The organism is Salinimicrobium marinum (genome assembly GCF_014651535.1).
Taxonomy (GTDB): Bacteria; Bacteroidota; Bacteroidia; order Flavobacteriales; family Flavobacteriaceae; genus Salinimicrobium; species Salinimicrobium marinum.
Window position 1 is genome coordinate 136,179 of sequence record NZ_BMXB01000007.1, and the last position, 20,444, is coordinate 156,622.

Sequence of the window (20,444 nt, forward strand, 5' to 3'; positions counted from 1 at the left end):
CGTAGCCGTAAAAGGCAATTTAATGAAGAATTCTCCTGTTGTTTCTATAGTGATGCCTGCCTATGACGCATCACGGTTTATTTCTGAAAGTATCACTTCTGTGAGAGAGCAGACCTTTGAAGACTGGGAATTGCTAGTGATAGACGATGCCTCAAAAGATGAAACAGATTACCTGGTAAAAAACTACATCCAACAAGATCCACGTATTACATTACACTCTCTTCCGGTCAACCAGGGAGCCGCCTTTGCCCGAAATATTGGGATAAAAGCTTCCGAAGGAGAGTATATATCTTTTCTGGATGCAGATGATTTGTGGAAACCGCACAAGCTGCAAACACAGCTGGATTTTATGAAAAAAAATGATCTGAAGGTGAGTTATTCCAGCTATGAATTGATGGATGAGGAAGGGAAAAGTATGAATCAGATGGTAAAAGCTCTTGAAATACTTGCTTTTTCAAAATTACTGAGAGCCAATTACGTGGGAAATCTTACCGGGATGTATAATTCCAAAATGCTGGGGAAGATTTACTGCCCGCCCATTCGAAAAAGGCAGGATTGGGCAATGTGGTTAAAGGCATTGGAACTGGCAGGGGAGGCCAGGGGAATTGTTGAACCTCTGGCTAAATACAGGGTAAGGAAAGGTTCTATTTCTGCAAATAAGAAGGAGATGCTGGAATATAATTATAAGGTTTATCGCAAAGTTTTAAATTTCTCGGCAGTGAAGAGCAGCTATTGGATCACACGGTTTTTATATGAGCAGTTTTTCGTCAAAAGCAAACAGCTGGTTCCGCTAAAGAAGTGATTCGAATTGTTTTAGCTTGCCACGTTTGCTTCGGGTTAAGATAGTTTTGTGAATAAATTCTATTTGTAAACCTTCTTCAAGGTATGTATCCATTGCTTTTTTAATGCTTTGCAGTTTTTCTGCTGAAAGTTCACTTTCCGAAACGTAAATGATCCTGAAGGTATGAGGCGCTGTTTGTTGAACAATGAATTCCTTGACCAGGCTATCGTCTTCAATAATGCTTTTGGTAACGTAATAAAAAGTAAGTCCGGGGACCACTTTTCCACTTGGAAGAACGGCAACATCGTTGGTTCGTCCCAAAAGTTGCTTTAAAACCGGTTTTTTAGGGCTACTTTGAGGATCCAGAATTCCGGTGTCACCAATATCGTAGCGTATAAAAGGATGTGACTTGTTGTAGAGTGAAGTTACCACAATACGTCCTTCCTGCCCGGCAGGCAAAATTTCATCTTTTTCATTCAGGATCTCCACGAACATGGTTTCACTGTTAAAAACCCACTCTTTTTGAGGATTTTCAAAAGCCAGAAGTCCCAGTTCGCTGGCTCCATATTCGTTAACAACAGGAACGCCAAATTGTTTTTCCATCAGCTTTTTATCCTCCTTAAAAAGCATTTCACTGGTCACAATGCAGATTTTTAGGTTTGGAGAAAGCTCTTTGAGAATGATTTTCTTTTTCTCAAGAAACTTTGCGAAAAGTACGATAGAGCTTGTATACCCGTTGATATAATCAAATTTTTTATTCCTGAAATCATCCAAAAATTCCTCCATTTTCGTTTCATTCAGGTTAAAAATTGGAAACCTGTACCTAAATCCGAAGCGGTCTTTGATCCGTTCCTTAAAATATCCGAACCGGTCCAAAGGGATTCCGTAGAACCTGGCCTGTATGGACCTGTCGAGATTGATGCCATACCATTTGTAGCGGTCAATGAATTCTGCCCAGGAAAGGGCATGGCAGAACCGATCTTTGGCGAAAATAAACGGATTTCCGCTCGAACCCGATGTTTTGCTAACATACACCTTCTTCAGGTTAAACCCATCGCTGAGACGCTCTTCCAAAGGCTGTTGCAAATCCTTCTTTTTCATGACAGGCACGTCCTTCCACTGCAGAAAAGGCTTACTTCCGAAGAAATTTTTATAGAAGCTGTTGTTCTTACGATGGTATTGAACTATTTCCTCTTTTTTCTGCTCTACATACCGGGAATACTCCGATTCCGGAATTTCCTGAATTTCCAGTAAAGCCTGCTGTGCTTTTTTAATCGGAAATCTGTTGAGTTGTAAAGAGAGGCTAAACCAGTTCAATGCCTAAATTATTTGATTTTTGTGTGAATAAATTGGTGCTTCAATTTACAAACATTTATTTTTGACACAACAATTAAAACTACTTTCAAATATGAATATTCTAATATTGGGTTCAGGCGGGCGTGAACATACCTTCGCATACAAAATTGCCGAAAGCAAAAACTGCAGCAAACTGTTCGTTGCCCCCGGAAATGCGGGAACCTCACAAGTGGCTACCAACGTCGCGATACAGGTGACCCATTTTGAAGCCATAAAGGATTTTGTACTGAAAGAAAAAATTGAAATGCTCATAGTAGGGCCCGAAGATCCTTTGGTAGAAGGAATTCAGGATTTCTTTGAAAAAGATCTGCAGCTCAATAAGGTAATGGTGCTTGGCCCATCCAAAAGAGGTGCTTTGCTGGAAGGAAGTAAGGAACGTGCCAAGGAATTCATGGCTTTATACAACATTCCTACAGCTGCCTACCAAAGTTTTACTGCGGAAAGCGTAGACGCCGGAAAACAATTTCTGGAAACCTTACAGCCACCCTACGTTTTAAAAGCCGATGGATTGGCCGCCGGAAAAGGGGTGCTGATCCTGGAAAATATTGAAGAAGCTAAAACAGAACTGGAAAATATGCTTACCCACAGTAAATTTGGAAAAGCAGGTTCTATTGTGGTGATTGAGGAATTTTTGGATGGGGTAGAATTGAGCGTATTTGTGCTTACAGACGGAGAGAACTATATAACCCTTCCTACAGCAAAAGATTATAAAAGAATTGGTGAAGGAGACACAGGCCTGAATACAGGCGGTATGGGAGCAATCTCACCGGTTCCGTTTGCAGATGAGGTCTTTATGAAAAAAGTAGAAGATCGCATCATTAAACCTACAGTGGAAGGGATCAAAAAGGAGGAAATTACCTATAAAGGATTCATTTTCATCGGACTTATAAAAGTGGGGGATGAGCCTTACGTAATAGAATACAACGTAAGAATGGGCGATCCCGAAACAGAAGTAGTTCTCCCAAGGATAAAGTCAGATCTTGTGGAGGTTTTTCAAAAAGTTGCTGAGGGAAAACTAAACGAGGTAAGCCTGGAGATCGATGCACAAACAGCTGCCACAGTGATGCTGGTTTCAGGTGGATATCCCGAAGCTTATGAGAAAGGAAAGGAAATCTCAGGTTTTGAAAATATCGAAGGGTCCTTAGTTTTTCACGCAGGTACTTCCAAAGAAAATGGAAAAGTGAAAACCGATGGGGGTCGGGTAATAGCAGTTACTTCCTTTGGGGACGATTACAAAAAGGCACTAAAAAAATCTTACCAAAATGTAGATAAACTTCATTTCGATAAGATGTATTTTAGAAAAGACCTTGGTTTCGACTTATCCTAAGTAAGAATGAGCGGTAGTATCTTGCTGGTCTTCCTTTCTGTCATGAAAGATTTTTAATTGTTTCATCCAGTAAGCAAATGCAGCAATAGCTATGATCACAAACAACCAGTTGATAAGGTTTGCAAACCACCAGCTGTCCAGCTCAAGGTTGCGCAAATAATCTAACGGAGCAAAAGCAAAATCTTCAAAAAATGACTGTATCCCTTCAAAAATATCCCTCATTGTACATATATTTAGAGCTACAAAAATATAAAAAACAAGAATGCTAACAAGCTTTTTTAGCAAATCAACACCTATAAACTTTGTGGTCATCGCTGTTTATATGGTAATATTTTATGTTATGGCCACCTTACAAAGCGGTTTTGAGCCAACTGTGGGTAATATTTTCAAAGAAGTAATTGTACTTCTGCTCTTTATTTTAAGTAGTGTACTCATTGATTTTATAGCTAAAAGGAATGAAGTCACCTCCAGAAATGCTTACAAAACTATTCTTTTTGCCGCTTTTGCGTGTATGCTATTCAGAGTTTTGCAGAACAATGATGTGATCATCTCCAACTTCTTTGTCTTGCTGGCACTGCGACGGGTAATAAGTTTAAAATCGCAAAGAGAGACTAAAAAGAAGATTTTTGATGCCACACTTTGGATCTGTGTGGCCTCTTTATTTTACTTCGGGTCTATACTTTTCATGGGAGTGGTTTTCTTCGGAATTATTATTCATGTGAGCCATAATGTAAAAAACTGGCTGGTGCCGGTGCTGGCATTTTTAACTGTTCTATCTCTGGTTACCTGCGGCAATTTGGCAATAAATGACAGTTTCTATTCTTTTTCTGATTGGTTTCAACCGAGTAATTTTGACTTTTCACAATACAGGGACCTTTCTGTTCTTATTCCTGTATCATTTATTTTAGCTCTTAGTCTCTGGTCTTTGTTCTTTTATATGGGAATTATTCAAAGAGCCAGCTCCATGTTGAAATCTTCACTCATGCTGTTTTTGCTGAACTTCTTTCTGGCAATTGGAGTTGCAGTTCTTGCTCCTACAAAAGACAGCAGTGAATTAATTTTCTTTCTTGCTCCTCTGGCTATAATTGTCACTAATTATTTTCAATTACTGAATGATAAATGGTTTCAGGAAACACTTTTATGGGTAATAATTCTGCTTCCGGCGGTTCTTTTGATCGCTTTTTAACCTGATAAGAAATATCATATCCTAAAGCAGCAGCCCCGCCGGCTTCAATCTGGCGTTCAACTCTTAGAAACTACGGCAAAATATAATACCTTTGTGACTACCGAAATCTGAAAAAATGTTCAGGTTCGGTACAGAATTTTTACACATATTGAAAAAATAAAAAGTATGTTTTCAGATAAAGCAAATCAGGTATTTCAGGAGGTAATCGAAAAATATCACGTTGTAAATACAGTCGGGCAGGAGTTCACTAATCCCTATGATGAAAAAGAGCAGTTAATTGAGCATTTATTGTTCAGAAAATGCTGGATTGACACTGTGCAATGGCATTATGAAGATATTATTCGTGATCCAAACATCAACCCTGAAGCTGCCTTAAAACTGAAACGTCAAATTGATGCCTCCAATCAGGATCGTACCGATATGGTGGAGTATATCGACAGTTATTTCCTTGATTTGTTTAAAGATGTGAAGCCAAAGGAAGATGCTACCATTAATTCTGAAAGCCCGGCCTGGGCGATTGACCGTCTTTCTATCCTGGCGCTTAAGATCTATCACATGAATGAGGAGGCTAACCGGGCAGATGCTTCACAGGAGCATCAAATGAAATGTCAGGCAAAGCTGGATGTATTGCTGGAGCAAAGAGTCGATCTTTCTACCGCTATTAATCAGCTTTTGGAGGATATTGCTGCAGGTAAAAAGTACATGAAGGTTTATAAGCAAATGAAAATGTACAATGATGATGAACTGAATCCCGTACTAAGAGGAAATAAATAAAGCCCTTTTAAGGGCTCCGGATTATGAAGATTCCGAAGCACATCCTTGTCATTAGACTTTCTGCCATGGGAGATATCGCCATGACTATTCCTGTGTTGAAAAGCCTTTCGGAAGAATACCCGGACATGAAGTTTACCATTCTTACCCGAAAATTTTTTGCACCCATTTTTGAAGACCTGCCCAATGTCAGCATTTTTGAAGCCGATGTGGAAGGAAAGCACAAGGGAATTCCTGGTCTGAAAAAACTGGCTAAAGAGTTAAAAAATGAAGGCATAGACGCGGTAGCCGATCTTCACAACGTACTGCGTTCAAAGATCCTGAAAACCTGTTTTAAGTTCTACGGAATTCCGGTGAAGCAGATCAACAAAGGAAGATCTGGTAAAAAATCCCTCACCCGCCCGAACAATAAAGTTTTCAAGCAGCTGAAAATGACCCATCAACGGTATGCAGATGTTTTCGACGCTCTGGGACTTCCGGTGGACATATCATCCTTTGATTTTCTGAAGAAAAAGACACTTTCTCCTGAAATAAGAAAAATAACAGGCAAGGAGCCTAAAAAATGGCTTGGAATTGCTCCTTTTGCGCAGCATACCTCCAAGGTTTATCCGCTGGATCTTATGAAGGAGGTGCTGCGGCAGCTTGAGAAAAATGAACAGCTTCAAATATTTCTTTTTGGTGGCGGGGCCACAGAGAAAGAGATTTTGACCGAATGGGAGGATCAATTCAGTAATGTCATAAGTATGGCCGGAAAGATCTCTTTTAAAGATGAACTGGCGCTTATCTCCAATCTGGACGCTATGTTGTCCATGGACAGCGGAAACGGCCATTTAGCGGCTAATTTTGGCATTCCGGTAATTATAATGTGGGGTCTTACTCATCCCTTCACCGGATTCGCTCCCTACGGACAACCGAAAGCAAACAATCTCATTCCCGATCTGAAAAAATACACCAAAATTCCCACCTCGGTCTACGGAAAAACCGTTCCCGAAGGTTACGAAGATGCTATGCGAACTATCACTCCCGAAATGGTGGTAAAGAAAATAGAAGAGGTAGTCCTCTAAACGGCACTGCCTCCTAACCCCCAAAGGGGAAACTCTCAGACGTAGGAGTTTTTCGCTCGTATTAATATAAAACAAAAGCGGCTAAAAGCCGCTTTAAATTATTTAGATTTGAGTATAAAACTCCCCCCTTCGGGGATTCAGGGATCTACACATCATCATAATCCACCTTCAACGTTGGGGTTGTTGGGTGCGCCTGGCAAGTCAGGACAAGTCCTTCTTCAATTTCGCTGTCCACAAGAATGGAATTTTTGGCCATTTCTGCTTTCCCTTCGGTAATTCTGGCAACGCAGCTACTGCAAATTCCGCCCTGGCAGGAGTATGGAACATCCAGTCCCTGCTCCAGGGCCGCTTCCAATACGGTAGCAGTTTGTTCCATGGTAAAAGTAGTTTCTTCATCATCCACCAGCACCGTTAGTTGGGTGGCTCCTTTAAGATCGGCTTTTACCTCACCTTCGTCACTGGTATTAAAGAGTTCAAATGTAATTTTTTCCTTTTCCACACCATTTTTCTGAAGTATCTCCTTAACGGTATCGATCATTTGTTCCGGGCCACACAGATAGAATTTTGAGAATTCTTCAGATTTAAATTTATTCTTCACCACGTAATTCACCGTACCCTGATCTATTCTTCCGTAGTGACAATTTTCTTCATTGCAACGGCTGTAAACAAACTCTATAAAAAGCCTGTCCGGAAATTTTGACTGAAGCTCCAGTAATTCCCTGAAAAAGATGGTTTCATCGGGAGTTCGGTTTCCGTAGACGAGGACGAATCTGCTAAGAGGTTCTTTGTCCAGGACATTTTTCAGGATAGAAAGTACGGGAGTAATTCCGCTTCCGGCAGCAAAGGCAGCGTATGTGTTGGGCTTTGTCCCTTCAGAAGGTTCGTAAACAAATTTTCCTTCGGGAGGATGTACTTCCAGTGTATCTCCTGCCTTTAATTTGTTATTGGCAATCACAGAAAATGTTCCGCCTTTAACTTCTTTAACGGTAACTTTAAAACTATCACCATCGGGCGGGGAGCACAGGGAATAAGCCCGTCTCACCTCTTTTCCGTCAATTTCAGTTTTAATGGTAATATACTGGCCGGCTTTAAAGGAAAATTCGGATTTCAGATCATCAGGAATTTCAAAAGCTATACTCACAGCCTGTGGAGTTTCCCTTATAATTTCTTTGATTTTCAGAGAAAAAAAATCACTCATTGTTTCAGTTTATTTAAGAGCAAAAATACGAAGTATGAGCTGTAAATCCCTTAACAAATTCAAAAAAAGCTATACCTAAGAATCTTATGTAAACTATTTTTTAGTATGTTTGAAAGTACTGAATAAAAAGCTGATGCCCGATTCCAATCTTTATAAAGGAAGTTTAACCACTATCGTCCTCAAACTGTTAAGCGGGAATGACAAGATGTACGGTTATGAAATCACCCAAAAAGTAAAGGAGCTTACAAAGGGAAAGCTTAAGATTACTGAAGGTGCGCTATATCCTGCTTTGCATAAACTTGAAGCCGAAGGATTGCTTGATGTGGAAGTTTTGAAAGTAAATAACAGGCTACGGAAGTATTATAAACTCACCGAAAAAGGAACAAAAGAAACTGCCAGTAAGCTAAACGAGCTGGAAGAATTCATGGAAACCCTGCGAGGAATCTTAAACCTGAACCCAAAATTTGGTTAAGATGGAAAACTTTATGTTGTTATGAGAAAAGTTTCTGAAAAAGAAGTTGCGGCTCTTTACCAATTCACACGTGCGCATTATGTGGAATATTATGACGTGCAGACGGAGCTGGTAGACCATCTTGCTAATGGAATTGAAGCACAGTGGACAGAAAACCCCGAAATTCCTTTTGAAAAAGCTTTACAAAAGGAATTTAAAAAGTTCGGAGTTTTTGGCTTTTCAGAAGTTATGGGAAAACGGCAGCGAGCAATGGAGAAAAAATACTGGAAGTTCATCTGGAAAGAATCGAAAAGCATTATCAGGGAGCCAAAAATGGCACTTCCTATCATTTTCCTGTTTGGAGGTTCTTATTTCCTGCTTACTTTTCAGGAAGGAATATATGGTCTTATGGCTCTTGTTGTTCTGTTATTTGTCTTCTCCATCATCTATATGACTAAAAAATCTGCTGCCCTCAAAAGAAAAAAGAAAAGCGGTGTGAAAATCTATCTTCTGGAAACTATAATTCTACATTCAGGTGGTTTTTTTACTTTTATGTGGCTGCCATTCCATATTCTGAATATTTCAGAGGCATCCGGTAATTTTTATGTAAATCTTTTAATGGCATTCCTGATAGTGATAATAGCTCTCACCAGCTACATTTGTTTTAATAGACTACCGAAAAAAAAGGACGAGATCCTGAAAAAGGTACACCCGGAAATGAAATTTTCATGATACTTCTGTAACAAATCGGGAAATTCTCCACTAATAAGCATAAAAGCCAACCATAATGTTTAAACATTTCATCTATCTTCAGTGGAAAGCGTTTTTCAGGTCTTCCAGTCTTGGAAAAAGCATTGGCCTAAAAATCCTCATGGGATTCCTTGCCATTTATTTTGCTGTCATTTTTCTCCTTTTAGGAATTGGAATGTATCCGCTGCTTACCGAATTTTATCCCGATCAGCCTCCGCTTCACATGGCCAATAGATTTGTGTTGTTATGGCTGGTGATGGAACTGGTTTTCAGGTTTATGTTGAAAACCCTTCCGGTAATGACGGTGAAGCCCTTGTTGATCGCTCCCATCAAGAAGAGAAAAGTGGTGAATTATGTTCTCATAAAATCATTAATTTCTTTTTATAATCTGTTACCGCTTCTATTGATCATTCCCTTCGGAATTTTCCTTTCCTTCAAAACAGAGATCGCTCCTCTTTCTATCATTGGGTGGATGGTAGCCGTGTATACGCTTATACTTTCTGTAGATTATTTTAATTTTCTTATAAAGAAGAAGTTTACAGATAACCTGAAAGCTTTACTTCCGTTAGTGCTCATTGCAGCGGTTTTGGCAGCGCTGGAGTATTTTGATGTTTTTAGGATTACCCTCTATTTTGGGAATGGTATGGATTATCTTGTTGAGAATCCATGGCTGGCGATCGTTCCTGTACTTCTTTTTGCTGCCCTGTACAAACTGAATCAGCATAACCTGGAGCGCAGATTTTACCTGGATGATTCCCTGGGAGGACCTGCAAAAGAAGTTAACACCCAGGAGTTTAACTGGGTGAGAAGATTTGGAGATATTGCGCCATTTCTTCAGCTGGACCTAAAACTTATCTGGCGAAACAAAAGACCAAAAACTACTATTTTTCTCTCGCTGATCATCATGGGGTACGGACTCATTTTTTATCCGCAGGACACGTACGAGAGCATGAGAACGATGTATGTTTTTGTAGGAATCTTCATGACAGGAATTTTCATGATCAATTTTGGACAATTTATCCCCGCCTGGGATGCCACCTACTATTCCATGATGATGTCCCAGAACATCCCATTAAAGAAATACCTGGCTTCAAAAGTTGGATTGATTACCTTCAGCATTGTGGTATTAACGATTCTTACTACTCCGTATGTCTACTTCGGAACTCATATTCTGGTCATGAATATTGCCTGTGCCATTTATAATATTGGCGTAAATGTTCCTATTTTATTATACACCGGCTCTTTTAACCGGAAAAGGATTGAGCTTGAGAAAAGTCCGTTTATGAACTACCAGGGAACGGGAGCCGCACAATGGCTGGTGGGAATTCCACTTATGCTAATCCCTGTTGCTATTTTCTGGCCGCTTACCAGGTGGGTTTCCTACGAAGTAGGAGTAGCAGTATTAGCCGGACTCGGCTTACTTGGAATCATTTTAAGAGGTCCTATAATGGATTTTATTGAAAGAGCATATCGCAAAAACAAGTATGCAATGATTGAGGGCTTTAAACAAACAGGGGAATAACCTAAAAAAATTAAGGAGATGATTACAATTACAAATTTGTCAAAAAATTACAACGGTACAACCGTCCTAAATATAGACCATCTTAAGATTCCCAAAGGTCAAAGCTTCGGATTAGTGGGAAATAACGGTGCAGGAAAAACAACGCTGTTCAGCCTCCTGCTCGATTTGATACGGCCTTCTTCCGGAAATGTATTTAACAATGATATCACCGTGAGCCAGAGTGAGGAGTGGAAACCTTTTACGGCCTCTTTCATTGATGAAAGTTTTTTAATAGGATATCTCACTCCTGAAGAATACTTTAATTTCATTGGAGAACTCCGGAACCGGAATAAAGCCGATGTAGCCACATTCCTGAAGGATTTCGAGGATTTCTTTAACGGAGAGATCCTGAATCAGAAAAAATATCTTCGTGACCTTTCGAAGGGAAATCAGAAGAAAGTGGGTATTGTCGCTGCTTTGATTGGTGATCCAAAGGTCATTATTCTTGATGAACCTTTTGCCAACCTTGATCCTACCACACAAATCAAACTGAAAAAGCTAATAAGGGATCTTACTGAAAGTTCAGAAGTTACGGTGCTTATCTCCAGCCATGACCTTATTCATGTGACCGAAGTTTGTGAACGTATTGTGGTTCTCGACAAGGGAAAAGTGGTGAATGACATCAAAACTTCTGAAGCTACCCTTAAAGAACTGGAGTCTTATTTTGCAGGAGACCAGCAGGTGCAGGAAGTTCAGGAGGATCTATCTTAAAATCTCATAAGTTTGAAAGTTACGACCATACAATCAGGAGATTCAAAAATTGAATTTTTCAATTCAATTTTTGGGAAGGAAACAGTGAAGGTGAATGAAGAGATAGTTTCAGAAAAAAGATCTTTGTCGGGTACCGAACATTTCTTCAAGATCAAAGATTCGGATTCCGAAGTTAATTGCAGGCTGGTAACGGGTATGGGCAGGTATGGGCTGGCAATAGATTTTTACAAGGACAATAAGCCAGTAATACAATCTTATAAATCAGGCGGATTTATTATTCCTTTTCTAACGGCTTTTCTGGGGGTCTTAATCTATAATTTAATGACAGATTATCTTTTCTAGATCACAAAAAATCATTCTACAGAATAGTACTTCACATGCAGGATAATGAAATAAAAATCAAAGGCTGGGCACGAATACTTCTCATTATATTTCCCTACCTGGTTATTGTAGGAATCTTTCAGTTCATAGGACTTACGATATCGGATGTTTCTTATGGTGAAATGGATTTTAAGGAATCATCTGAACAGCAATTAATTATTTCATTTTTTGGTTTTCTGGGCACTTTCCTGGTGCTTTGGATCTTTATGAAGTATATAGACCGGGAGAGATTTATAGATCTTGGTTTTCAGACGAAAAACAGATTCTGGGATTTTATTGTGGGAACGGGAGTGGCCCTTGTGGCGATGGTTTTAGGTTTTTTTGTATTGCTCGGGTTGAAGGAAATAAAGTTTTCAGAAATAGTTTTGAATAATGATGAAATAGTCATCTCAGTACTGTTGTTTCTAATTGTTGCAGTGGTGGAAGAAGCTTTGTTTAGGGGTTATGTGTTAAAGAATTTGATGCTTTCTTTCAATAAGTATGTGGCGCTAGTGATTTCCTCTGTTCTTTTTTCACTCATGCACGGATTCAATCCGAATATGAGCCTGTTCAGTTTTTTTGATCTTTTTTGCGCCGGGATGATTCTGGGGATCACCTATATCTACACAAAAAACTTATGGTATCCTATTGGTTTACATTTTGGCTGGAACCTTTTTCAAACCCACCTAGGTTTCAACGTAAGCGGACAGGATTTTTATTCGATTATTGAATTTAATTATACTTCTCCAAATTTAATGAATGGCGGGGAATTTGGTTTTGAAGGCTCCATATTCTCCGTTTTTGCACAAATAGTTATTTTTGCCGGATCTATATATTACTATAAAAATTCTTCAGGAGAAATGGTACCAAATCCTCATGAAAGTGCAGATCTCCTCACTTGAAAGAAATCTCCTCTAAAATCCTCTAAAGCATAGCGGCTAATGCTTTAATCAAAATTTAACCTATTTTTGCCTTCACAATAATTTAGGTACAATTCAGTTATCCCTATACTAAAGAATCGTTTGATTTGAAAGCATTTACAAAAGGCCTTTTTCTACTTATTACAATATTGAGTATTGCGGGTTGTTCAAGGAAAAATAATACTTTTCTGAACCGTAACTGGCATGCTGTTACTGCAGAATATAACACGCTGTATAACGGGAATTTGGCGCTGGAACTGGGGAAAGAAGAATTAAACCAGAATTACCTTGATAATTACTGGGATATTCTTCCTGTGGAAAGGATGCAGGTGAGTGAAGAGGTAATGCTACCTGGAGATGCAAGAAATCCTAACTTCGAAATAGCCGAACAAAAGGCGGTAAAGGCAATTCAGCGGCACTCGATGCTGATAGAAGGCAGCGAAAAAAATCCGCAGATAGATGAAGCGTATTTATTATTGGGAAAAGCCCGGTATTTTGATCAGCGGTTCATTCCTGCACTGGAGGCTTTTAATTATATTCTTCATAAATACCCGCTTAGCAACACGATCAATCACGCCAGGATTTGGAGAGAAAAAGCAAATATCCGTCTCGAATTTGAGGAACTTGCTATAAGAAATCTCAAGAAGATCCTTGAACAGGAAAATCTGGAGGATCAGGACAGAGCAGATGCTGCTGCCATGCTTGCAGAGGCCTATATTAACCTGACTCAGCTGGACAGTGCGGTGACACCACTCCAAACTGCGGCAGAATTCACCCGGGACAAAGCCGAGCAGGGAAGATATCTTTATATCACTGGGCAGTTGTACAATCGCCTGGGTATGAAAGACAGTGCCAATATGGCTTTTGATGAAGTGATTGATCTTAAGAGAAGGTCGCCCCGCATTTATTTGATCAATGCTTATATTGCGAAGACACAGAATCTTTCGAGAAGTGCGCAAGACCAGGAAGCCATCCTGGAGCTGCTTACAGATATGGAACAGGATCGTGAAAACAGGCCGTTTTTAGATAAAATTTATTTTCAGCTGGCAGAATTCCATTATCAGGCAGATTCTGTGAACCTTGCTATTGATTATTATAACAAATCCCTGCGTACCCCTACAGAAGACGCTTATTTGCAAAGTCTGGATTATCAAACACTGGGAAATATTCATTTTGACGCTGCCAATTACCAGGTTGCGGGAGCTTATTACGATAGTACCTTAACAAGATTACCACCCAATTCACGTGAATTCAGGCTTATAAAAAAGAAGCGCGATAATTTGGTAGACGTGATTTCTTATGAAGAAATTGCAAGAAAAAGTGACAGTATTTTATACCTCTCAGATCTTTCAGAAGAAGGGCGAATTGAATATTTTACGGATTATACAGAAAGACTTAAAGCCGAAGCAAAGAAAGAGGGAGTGGCTGAAAACCAGGCTCCGGCTCAATCCCGGTCTCAGGAATTCTTTGAAAATAACAGGACAGGAGTGCCGGGAGTTCCAAACCCCGGAAATGCTTTTTATTTCTATAATACTGCTGCTGTTGCTTATGGTAAACAGGAATTCTTCAGGACATGGGGAGAGCGGGATCTTACAGATAACTGGAGGACAGCGAGCGGTGTAAGCAATCAGGATCAAGATAATGAGATGCCCATAGCCGAAGCTGCTTTTGAAGCAGATCCCCTGTACGATCCACAGACTTATATTAGTCAGATACCCAATGATCCCCAAATTCTCGATAGCCTGGTGGTAGAGAGAAATTTTGCTTATTATCAATTAGGGCTCATTTACAGGGAGAAATTCAAAGAAGATGAATTAGCTGCAGAAAAACTGGAGTTGTTACTGGCAGGAAATCCGGAAGAAAGACTTGTGCTGCCTGCAAAATATCATCTTTATAAAATATATTCTGAAGGAGGATTCACTGCAAAGGCTCAGGCATTAAAAATAGATATTATGGAGCAGCACCCAGATTCCAGGTATGCTATGATCCTGAAGGATCCTGAGGCTTTACTTCAGGATGAAAACAGTCCGGAGGCTCTTTACGGTGATTTGTATACAATGTTTGAGGATCAGGAATATCAGGAAGTAATCTTGCAATCTGAAGAACTATCGGTGAGGTTTACTGGAGATCAAATGGCTCCAAAACTAGAACTTTTAAAGGCCATGGCCATAGGTAGGCTTGAAGGTTTTGAGGCTTATAAAGAAGCTTTGAATTTTGTGGCCCTCAATTATCCGCAGAGTGAAGAGGGGAAGAAAGCGCAGCAGTTATTTAACGATGCCCTTCCGGGAATGGCCGACAAGAATTTTCAGCAGGACAGTATTGCCCGCTCTTTTAAGCTTGTTTTTCCGTTTGAAAAAAATGGAGTGGAGGAAATAGCAGATTTCAGAAGAGAGATAGAAGAAGCTTTGGAGGAGTTGAATTACAGCGGTCAGGAAGTGTCTATAGATGTTTATAATCCGCATCAGGACTTCGTGGTGGTACATGGCTTTTCCAGCCCGGGTACAGCAAAAGGCTTTGCAGAATTACTTTCTGTGAATGAGAAGTATCAAATCGACAAAAATTCTTTTTATATTTCCACCCCAAACTACAGGATCGTACAAATACATAAAAATGTAGATTCTTATATAGAAAGCATAACAAATCCCCCCAAATAATGTTTACACAAGAAAAAAGGTCTAAATTTTCTTCTGAAGGAAGCAAAGACCAGAACAAGATAGCACAAGGCACAAAGATCATTGGAAACCTTGAGGCAAAAGGATGTTTTAGAATAGACGGAATTGTAGAAGGTAATGTCAAAACACCCGGAAAGGTCGTCATAGGGAAAGATGGTTTTATCAAAGGTTACCTGGAGTGTGAGAATGCAGATATTGAAGGTAAATTTATTGGCAAGCTCTTGATCAAAAACACCCTTAGCCTGCGATCTACGGCCCTGATTGAAGGAGAGGCTATTGTGGCAAAACTAACGGTTGAACCGGGAGCCACTTTTAATGCTACCTGCTCTATGAAAGGCGGCGTAAAAACCATTAACAATGAAAGAGGAGGACAGGAACAAACCCAAAAAGGAAAAGAAAAGTCAGCTTAGAAACTGGGCCATCTTCACCGGAATCGCTTTTGAAATGGGCGGTACTATTTTTGTGTGTGCCTGGATTGGCAAACAACTGGACGAGCGATACCCATCCAATAAGAACTGGTTCACCATTGGATTGGTGCTTTTTGGTTTACTTGCTTCTATATTTTTAGTGCTAAAACAATTAAAAAAATTCGATAATTGATCTTTTCATGCTGCAACACCTTTTAAGGTTTTCCCTGCTGCTATTCCTGGTGACAGGAATAGCTTATGGCCTTCATCTCTATATAAATCAGCTCTTTTTTGATGTATCTGTGGAGCTCATCAACTTCGCCTACAAATTCAACGTGGGATTTACTTTTATATTTACGACTTCCATCATTCTGGCCAGTGAAAAACTGAAGGATCAACTGGGATTTATTTATCTTTTAGGTGGTGCGGTTAAGCTGGGAATTTTTGCTTATCTCATCCAAACTTCAGACGTATCCATTAGTAAATCAGTGTTTTTGCATTTCTTTGTGCCTTATGTTGTGTGTGTCATCCTTGAGTTATTTTATGTAATAAAGCTGTTAAATGCCGCTAACTTCCGACAGGACAAATAATTAGCGAGTTTCCTAAGTGAAAAAAGTAATTAGCTTTAGGGGGTAATTATTTTTATTTAATTGTTTACATTTGCAGCCAAATTTGGAGGACTGAAACTTTACCTGAAAATGCAAAAGGAAAACATTTTGAAGATTTTTTTAGCGTGCCTTTTAATGGTTGTGTCGTTCAGCACGCCGGCCATTTCTCAAGAACATGACCAACACCCTGAGCCCGAGCAGCATGCTACTCATCAGGAATCTGCTGAGCATGATGAAGTTGGTGCCATTGATACCGAAGAAGAAGTGAAGGAATATATAGACCATCACCTTCAGGATTCACATGATTTTACATTCTTTTCAGATGCTGAGACCGGAGCACATTATGGTTTTCCGCTTCCTATAATTCTTTGGGATGGTGGACTGAAGGTTTTCTCTTCTTCAAAATTTCACCATGGTGATGAGGTTGTTGAGGCAGATGGACAATATTACAGACTGTATCACAGTAAAATTTATAAAACTAATGCCGAGGGAGATATTGCTTATGGCGAGGATGGATTTCCTTCCAACGAGCGTCCTTTGGATTTCTCCATAACCAAGAACGTTTTGACAATGTTATTGGTTTCTGTTCTAATGTTTATTCTTTTCCGTTCCCTTGCGACCTCTTATAAATCGAGAACAATCCCAAAAGGATTTGGTCGGGTGCTAGAGCCTTTAGTGATCTATGTGAGAGATGACATCGCAAAACCGAATATTGGTAAGAATTACAGAAAGTACGTAGGATTCCTTTTAACGGTTTTCTTTTTTATCTGGATCCTTAACCTTTTAGGGATGACTCCACTGGGGGTGAATGTTACAGGAAATATCGCTGTTACTTTTGCTCTGGCTTTATGTACCTTCTTTATCGTACAATTTAGTGGAAACAAAGATTACTGGAAACACATTTTCTGGATGCCTGGAGTACCGGTACCCATGAAAATAATGCTGGCCCCAATAGAATTACTGGGGATTTTCATTAAGCCGTTTTCATTGATGATTCGTCTTTTTGCAAACATGACGGCCGGGCACATCATTATTATGACGTTGCTTGGATTGATCGTAGTATTCCAAAACTGGATTGCAGGACCTGCATTTTTCGGGTTCACCATTTTCATATCGATCATCGAACTGTTAGTAGCATTTTTACAGGCGTATATCTTTACCTTGTTGAGTGCGCTTTACATAGGGATGGCTGTTGAAGAGCATGATGATCATCACCCTGCAGACAACGAAGATATTCCCGTGTTATAACAATATTTAAAAACAATAAGAGTAAGTAAGTTTAATTTTTAATAGATAAGTATGGAAGCCTTAGATTTAAGCATGATTGGAGCTGGTATTATTATTCTTGGAGCCGGATGGGGTCTTGGAAAGATCGGTAGCTCGGCAATGGAAGGAATTGCACGTCAGCCAGAAGCAGCTGGAAAAATTCAGACTGCGATGATTATTATCGCTGCACTTCTGGAAGGTGTTGCTTTTGCTGCACTTTTCGCAGCCTAATCAAAATTAGTAAAATTCAGGCTTTGCAGCGGTTGGCTGCAAAGCCTGAATTATCATTAAATTAAACATTACATAAGATATTATGGAAAAATTAGTCAACGATTTTTCTTTTGGATTGTTTTTTTGGCAGTTACTGATTTTAATTGTACTTGCCTTTTTACTTTGGAAGTTTGCATGGAAACCTATTCTTGAAGCTTTAAGTAGCCGGGAAGAGGGAATTCAGGATGCGTTGGATTCTGCTGAAAGAGCCAGAAAGGAAATGCAGAACCTGCAGGCCGATAATGAAAAATTGCTTCAGGAAGCCAGAGCAGAACGTGATTCCATGATCAAAGAGGCTAGAGAGATCAAAGAAAAAATGATTTCTGAAGCTCGTGCAGAAGCTCAAAATGAAGGAGATAAAATGATTTCCCAGGCAAAAGTTTCCATTAAGAATGAAAAGAATGCAGCCCTGGCTGAAATTAAAAATAAAGTTGCCGCCCTATCTATCCAGATAGCAGAAAAGGTGGTAAGACATGAGCTTTCATCGCGTGAAGAGCAACAAAAGCTGGTTGATGACATGCTTGATGATGTAACTTTAAACTAAGGTTATGACAGGAAGCAGAGCAGCTCAACGATATGCCAAAGCAATTCTTAGTCTGGCTAAAGACAGGAATCTGGCTAAGGAGGTAAATGAAGACATGACTTACATTGCAAAGACGGTAAAGTCCAGCAGTGAATTGCGTTCAGTTTTAAAAAGTCCAGTGGTTAAAGAAAGTGCAAAGATGAATTCTTTAAAGCAAATCTTTAAAGATGTGAATCCTATTACTTTTCAATTGTTCGGAGTGCTTGCGGAAAATAACCGTTTAGAATTGTTAACAATGGTTGCTACCCGGTACAATGAACAGTACAATGCTATGATGGGAATCCAGGTAGCGAGGGTGACAACTGCGGTACCATTAACCCCGGCACTTGAAGCAAAGATTCAGGCTAAAGTAAAAGAACTTACCGGAAACGAGGCTGAGATAAAAAATACTGTTGATGCAAGCATCATTGGAGGTTTTATTTTAAGAGTAGGCGATTTGCAGTTTAATGCCAGTGTTGCTTCTCAGTTAACCTCCATAAAAAGAGAATTACAAAATAATACATACATATCTAAAATCTAATTAAAACGGTCACCTGTTAAGGTGACATTTAATTCTGAAATATTATGGCAGAAATAAATCCCGCTGAAATATCAGCAATATTAAAAAAACAACTTTCCGGTTATGAAGCTAAGGCTTCTTTAGACGAAGTTGGTACCGTGCTCAATGTTGGGGATGGTATTGCCAATGTTTACGGACTAGCAAATGCACAGTACGGAGAGTTGGTTGAATTTGAAGGCGGATTGGAAGGAATTGTTCTTAACCTTGAGGAGGATAACGTTGGGGTTGTACTTTTAGGACCTTACAGACAGGTAAAAGAAGGTGCTACTGTAAAAAGAACGCAACGTATTGCTTCTATTAATGTAGGTGAAGGAATTGTAGGAAGGGTAGTAGATACTCTGGGTGCGCCAATTGACGGAAAAGGACCTATTGAAGGAGAAACTTTCCAGATGCCATTGGAAAGAAAGGCTCCGGGAGTAATTTATCGTCAGCCGGTAACCGAACCTTTGCAGACCGGTATTAAATCAATCGATGCAATGGTGCCGATTGGACGTGGACAGAGGGAACTTGTTATTGGTGACAGACAAACAGGTAAGACTGCTGTTGTTATCGATACCATCCTTAATCAAAAAGAATTTTACGATGCAGGGGAACCTGTATATTGTATATATGTTGCAATTGGGCAAAAAGCCTCTACTGTTGCCGGGATCGCAAAGACCCTTGAAGACAGGGGAGCATTGGCCTATACTACGATTGTAGCTGCCAACGCATCAGATCCTGCTCCAATGCAGGTATATGCTCCGTTTGCAGGTGCTGCTATCGGAGAATATTTTAGAGATACGGGTCGTCCTGCTCTTATTGTTTATGATGATTTATCAAAACAGGCAGTAGCATACCGTGAAGTTTCTCTTCTTTTACGTCGCCCACCGGGACGTGAAGCATATCCAGGGGATGTTTTCTTCCTTCACTCAAGATTACTGGAGCGTGCTGCAAAAGTGATCAATGATGATGAGATAGCGAAGAACATGAACGATCTTCCTGAAGTATTAAAAGACAAAGTGAAAGGTGGAGGTTCTTTGACAGCACTTCCGCTTATTGAAACACAGGCAGGAGACGTTTCTGCTTATATTCCTACCAACGTAATTTCGATTACGGATGGCCAGATCTTCCTGACTTCAGATTTATTTAACTCAGGGGTTCGTCCTGCAATTAACGTGGGTATTTCGGTATCTCGGGTTGGTGGTGCGGCTCAGATCAAAGCGATGAAGAAAGTTGCAGGTACCTTAAAACTTGACCAGGCTCAGTTCCGTGAACTGGAAGCTTTTGCTAAGTTCGGATCAGATCTTGATCCTGCGACATTAAGCGTGATCGAAAAAGGTAAGCGTAACGTGGAAATTCTTAAGCAGGCACAAAATGATCCATATCCTGTAGAAAATCAAATTGCTATCATCTTTGCAGGTTCTAAAAACCTGTTGAGAGATGTACCGGTTGACAGAATTAGGGAATTTGAAAAAGATTATTTAGGATATCTTGATGCCAAACACAGAGATGTTCTTGATACTCTAAAAGCAGGAAAGTTAACCGATGAAGTAACAGATACACTGACTTCTGTTATTAAAGAACTTTCTGCTAAATATAAAAAAGAAGCATAATAAGTAGTGTCATTCCCGCGAAAGCGGGAATCCTATAGAATGAATAGATTC

General features: G+C 39.8%; 23 protein-coding genes. 20 read left to right on the forward strand and 3 right to left on the reverse strand.

Annotated elements, in window-relative coordinates:
• The first annotated feature begins 22 nt into the window (after window positions 1–22).
• Window positions 23–802 carry a glycosyltransferase family 2 protein gene (locus IE056_RS10435; protein ID WP_189604657.1) on the forward strand — a complete coding sequence of 260 codons (780 nt, stop codon included), beginning with the start codon at window positions 23–25 and terminating at the stop codon, window positions 800–802.
• Here the strand turns inward: IE056_RS10435 and IE056_RS10440 are convergent.
• Window positions 791–2,098, reverse strand: a complete 1,308-nt coding sequence (locus IE056_RS10440) for a phenylacetate--CoA ligase family protein (RefSeq protein ID WP_189604658.1) — start codon at window positions 2,096–2,098, stop codon at window positions 791–793. The two genes, IE056_RS10435 and IE056_RS10440, sit on opposite strands and share 12 nt — an antisense overlap.
• Before the next feature lie 91 nt (window positions 2,099–2,189).
• On the opposite strand from IE056_RS10440, the gene purD reads away from it, so the two are divergent.
• Window positions 2,190–3,464: a phosphoribosylamine--glycine ligase gene (gene purD, locus IE056_RS10445; protein WP_189604659.1), complete on the forward strand. Its 1,275-nt coding sequence runs from the start codon at window positions 2,190–2,192 to the stop codon at window positions 3,462–3,464.
• Here the strand turns inward: purD and IE056_RS10450 are convergent.
• Window positions 3,456–3,686: a DUF6341 family protein gene (locus tag IE056_RS10450; protein WP_189604660.1), complete on the reverse strand. Its 231-nt coding sequence runs from the start codon at window positions 3,684–3,686 to the stop codon at window positions 3,456–3,458. The genes purD and IE056_RS10450 overlap by 9 nt on opposite strands.
• A 40-nt stretch (window positions 3,687–3,726) precedes the next feature.
• Here IE056_RS10450 and IE056_RS10455 point away from each other — a divergent pair, with 40 nt between their 5' ends.
• From IE056_RS10455 to IE056_RS10465, 3 genes are all read left to right on the forward strand, one after another.
• A complete protein-coding gene (locus IE056_RS10455) occupies window positions 3,727–4,650 on the forward strand; it encodes a DUF6427 family protein (protein WP_189604661.1) in 924 nt (307 codons plus the stop codon).
• A 165-nt stretch (window positions 4,651–4,815) separates the two neighbouring features.
• Window positions 4,816–5,424 (forward strand): DUF4254 domain-containing protein, encoded by a 609-nt coding sequence (locus IE056_RS10460; RefSeq protein WP_189604662.1) that lies wholly within the window; start codon window positions 4,816–4,818, stop codon window positions 5,422–5,424.
• A 23-nt stretch (window positions 5,425–5,447) separates the two neighbouring features.
• Window positions 5,448–6,485 (forward strand): glycosyltransferase family 9 protein, encoded by a 1,038-nt coding sequence (locus IE056_RS10465; RefSeq protein ID WP_189604663.1) that lies wholly within the window; start codon window positions 5,448–5,450, stop codon window positions 6,483–6,485.
• A gap of 145 nt (window positions 6,486–6,630) precedes the next feature.
• Here the strand turns inward: IE056_RS10465 and IE056_RS10470 are convergent, their stop codons facing one another.
• Window positions 6,631–7,683, reverse strand: a complete 1,053-nt coding sequence (locus IE056_RS10470) for a ferredoxin--NADP reductase (protein ID WP_189604664.1) — start codon at window positions 7,681–7,683, stop codon at window positions 6,631–6,633.
• 133 nt (window positions 7,684–7,816) lie between these two features.
• Here IE056_RS10470 and IE056_RS10475 point away from each other — a divergent pair, with 133 nt between their 5' ends.
• The 15 genes from IE056_RS10475 to atpA all read left to right on the forward strand — a co-directional run bounded on the left by IE056_RS10475 (window position 7,817) and on the right by atpA (window position 20,393).
• On the forward strand, window positions 7,817–8,155 hold the full coding sequence (locus IE056_RS10475; RefSeq protein WP_189604700.1) for a PadR family transcriptional regulator: 339 nt from the start codon (window positions 7,817–7,819) through the stop codon (window positions 8,153–8,155).
• A 21-nt stretch (window positions 8,156–8,176) separates the two neighbouring features.
• The gene (locus IE056_RS10480) at window positions 8,177–8,866 is read left to right on the forward strand and encodes a hypothetical protein (protein WP_189604665.1); all 690 of its coding nucleotides are present in this window, start codon (window positions 8,177–8,179) and stop codon (window positions 8,864–8,866) included.
• Window positions 8,867–8,921: 55 nt separating this feature from the next.
• Window positions 8,922–10,406, forward strand: coding sequence for a DUF5687 family protein (locus tag IE056_RS10485; protein WP_189604666.1), 1,485 nt, complete (start codon window positions 8,922–8,924; stop codon window positions 10,404–10,406).
• Between the two features lie 18 nt (window positions 10,407–10,424).
• On the forward strand, window positions 10,425–11,156 hold the full coding sequence (locus tag IE056_RS10490) for an ABC transporter ATP-binding protein (RefSeq protein ID WP_189604667.1): 732 nt from the start codon (window positions 10,425–10,427) through the stop codon (window positions 11,154–11,156).
• Between the two features lie 12 nt (window positions 11,157–11,168).
• The gene (locus IE056_RS10495) at window positions 11,169–11,498 is read left to right on the forward strand and encodes a hypothetical protein (protein WP_189604668.1); all 330 of its coding nucleotides are present in this window, start codon (window positions 11,169–11,171) and stop codon (window positions 11,496–11,498) included.
• A 35-nt stretch (window positions 11,499–11,533) separates the two neighbouring features.
• Complete coding sequence (locus IE056_RS10500; RefSeq protein WP_189604669.1) at window positions 11,534–12,418, forward strand: CPBP family intramembrane glutamic endopeptidase; 885 nt, start codon at window positions 11,534–11,536, stop codon at window positions 12,416–12,418.
• A gap of 125 nt (window positions 12,419–12,543) precedes the next feature.
• The gene (porW, locus tag IE056_RS10505; protein ID WP_189604670.1) at window positions 12,544–15,090 is read left to right on the forward strand and encodes a type IX secretion system periplasmic lipoprotein PorW/SprE; all 2,547 of its coding nucleotides are present in this window, start codon (window positions 12,544–12,546) and stop codon (window positions 15,088–15,090) included.
• Window positions 15,090–15,518 carry a bactofilin family protein gene (locus IE056_RS10510; protein WP_189604671.1) on the forward strand — a complete coding sequence of 143 codons (429 nt, stop codon included), beginning with the start codon at window positions 15,090–15,092 and terminating at the stop codon, window positions 15,516–15,518. The genes porW and IE056_RS10510 overlap by 1 nt, the downstream gene beginning before the upstream one ends.
• Complete coding sequence (locus IE056_RS10515) at window positions 15,466–15,708, forward strand: AtpZ/AtpI family protein (protein ID WP_189604672.1); 243 nt, start codon at window positions 15,466–15,468, stop codon at window positions 15,706–15,708. Before IE056_RS10510 ends, IE056_RS10515 begins: the two co-directional genes overlap by 53 nt.
• 7 nt (window positions 15,709–15,715) lie before the next feature.
• Window positions 15,716–16,105, forward strand: coding sequence for a hypothetical protein (locus IE056_RS10520; RefSeq protein ID WP_189604673.1), 390 nt, complete (start codon window positions 15,716–15,718; stop codon window positions 16,103–16,105).
• 108 nt (window positions 16,106–16,213) lie between these two features.
• Window positions 16,214–17,371: a F0F1 ATP synthase subunit A gene (gene atpB, locus IE056_RS10525; RefSeq protein ID WP_189604674.1), complete on the forward strand. Its 1,158-nt coding sequence runs from the start codon at window positions 16,214–16,216 to the stop codon at window positions 17,369–17,371.
• Between the two features lie 51 nt (window positions 17,372–17,422).
• Window positions 17,423–17,620, forward strand: a complete 198-nt coding sequence (gene atpE, locus IE056_RS10530; RefSeq protein WP_189604675.1) for an ATP synthase F0 subunit C — start codon at window positions 17,423–17,425, stop codon at window positions 17,618–17,620.
• Window positions 17,621–17,702: 82 nt separating this feature from the next.
• Window positions 17,703–18,203, forward strand: a complete 501-nt coding sequence (locus IE056_RS10535) for a F0F1 ATP synthase subunit B (RefSeq protein WP_189604676.1) — start codon at window positions 17,703–17,705, stop codon at window positions 18,201–18,203.
• 4 nt (window positions 18,204–18,207) lie between these two features.
• On the forward strand, window positions 18,208–18,762 hold the full coding sequence (atpH, locus tag IE056_RS10540; protein WP_189604677.1) for an ATP synthase F1 subunit delta: 555 nt from the start codon (window positions 18,208–18,210) through the stop codon (window positions 18,760–18,762).
• Window positions 18,763–18,806: 44 nt separating this feature from the next.
• Window positions 18,807–20,393, forward strand: coding sequence for a F0F1 ATP synthase subunit alpha (gene atpA / locus IE056_RS10545; RefSeq protein ID WP_189604678.1), 1,587 nt, complete (start codon window positions 18,807–18,809; stop codon window positions 20,391–20,393).
• The last annotated feature ends 51 nt before the right edge of the window (window positions 20,394–20,444 follow it).

Bases quoted from the DNA above. Each gene is read 5' to 3' on its own strand.
- IE056_RS10435 (WP_189604657.1), top strand. From the start codon at position 23: ATGAAGAATTCTCCTGTTGTTTCTATAGTGATGCCTGCCTATGACGCA.
- purD (WP_189604659.1), top strand. From the start codon at position 2,190: ATGAATATTCTAATATTGGGTTCAGGCGGGCGTGAACATACCTTCGCA.
- IE056_RS10450 (WP_189604660.1), bottom strand. From the start codon at position 3,686: ATGAGGGATATTTTTGAAGGGATACAGTCATTTTTTGAAGATTTTGCT.
- IE056_RS10455 (WP_189604661.1), top strand. From the start codon at position 3,727: ATGCTAACAAGCTTTTTTAGCAAATCAACACCTATAAACTTTGTGGTC.
- IE056_RS10460 (WP_189604662.1), top strand. From the start codon at position 4,816: ATGTTTTCAGATAAAGCAAATCAGGTATTTCAGGAGGTAATCGAAAAA.
- IE056_RS10465 (WP_189604663.1), top strand. From the start codon at position 5,448: ATGAAGATTCCGAAGCACATCCTTGTCATTAGACTTTCTGCCATGGGA.
- IE056_RS10470 (WP_189604664.1), bottom strand. From the start codon at position 7,683: ATGAGTGATTTTTTTTCTCTGAAAATCAAAGAAATTATAAGGGAAACT.
- IE056_RS10475 (WP_189604700.1), top strand. From the start codon at position 7,817: ATGCCCGATTCCAATCTTTATAAAGGAAGTTTAACCACTATCGTCCTC.
- IE056_RS10480 (WP_189604665.1), top strand. From the start codon at position 8,177: ATGAGAAAAGTTTCTGAAAAAGAAGTTGCGGCTCTTTACCAATTCACA.
- IE056_RS10485 (WP_189604666.1), top strand. From the start codon at position 8,922: ATGTTTAAACATTTCATCTATCTTCAGTGGAAAGCGTTTTTCAGGTCT.
- IE056_RS10490 (WP_189604667.1), top strand. From the start codon at position 10,425: ATGATTACAATTACAAATTTGTCAAAAAATTACAACGGTACAACCGTC.
- IE056_RS10500 (WP_189604669.1), top strand. From the start codon at position 11,534: ATGCAGGATAATGAAATAAAAATCAAAGGCTGGGCACGAATACTTCTC.
- IE056_RS10510 (WP_189604671.1), top strand. From the start codon at position 15,090: ATGTTTACACAAGAAAAAAGGTCTAAATTTTCTTCTGAAGGAAGCAAA.
- IE056_RS10515 (WP_189604672.1), top strand. From the start codon at position 15,466: ATGAAAGAGGAGGACAGGAACAAACCCAAAAAGGAAAAGAAAAGTCAG.
- IE056_RS10520 (WP_189604673.1), top strand. From the start codon at position 15,716: ATGCTGCAACACCTTTTAAGGTTTTCCCTGCTGCTATTCCTGGTGACA.
- atpB (WP_189604674.1), top strand. From the start codon at position 16,214: ATGCAAAAGGAAAACATTTTGAAGATTTTTTTAGCGTGCCTTTTAATG.
- atpE (WP_189604675.1), top strand. From the start codon at position 17,423: ATGGAAGCCTTAGATTTAAGCATGATTGGAGCTGGTATTATTATTCTT.
- IE056_RS10535 (WP_189604676.1), top strand. From the start codon at position 17,703: ATGGAAAAATTAGTCAACGATTTTTCTTTTGGATTGTTTTTTTGGCAG.
- atpH (WP_189604677.1), top strand. From the start codon at position 18,208: ATGACAGGAAGCAGAGCAGCTCAACGATATGCCAAAGCAATTCTTAGT.
- atpA (WP_189604678.1), top strand. From the start codon at position 18,807: ATGGCAGAAATAAATCCCGCTGAAATATCAGCAATATTAAAAAAACAA.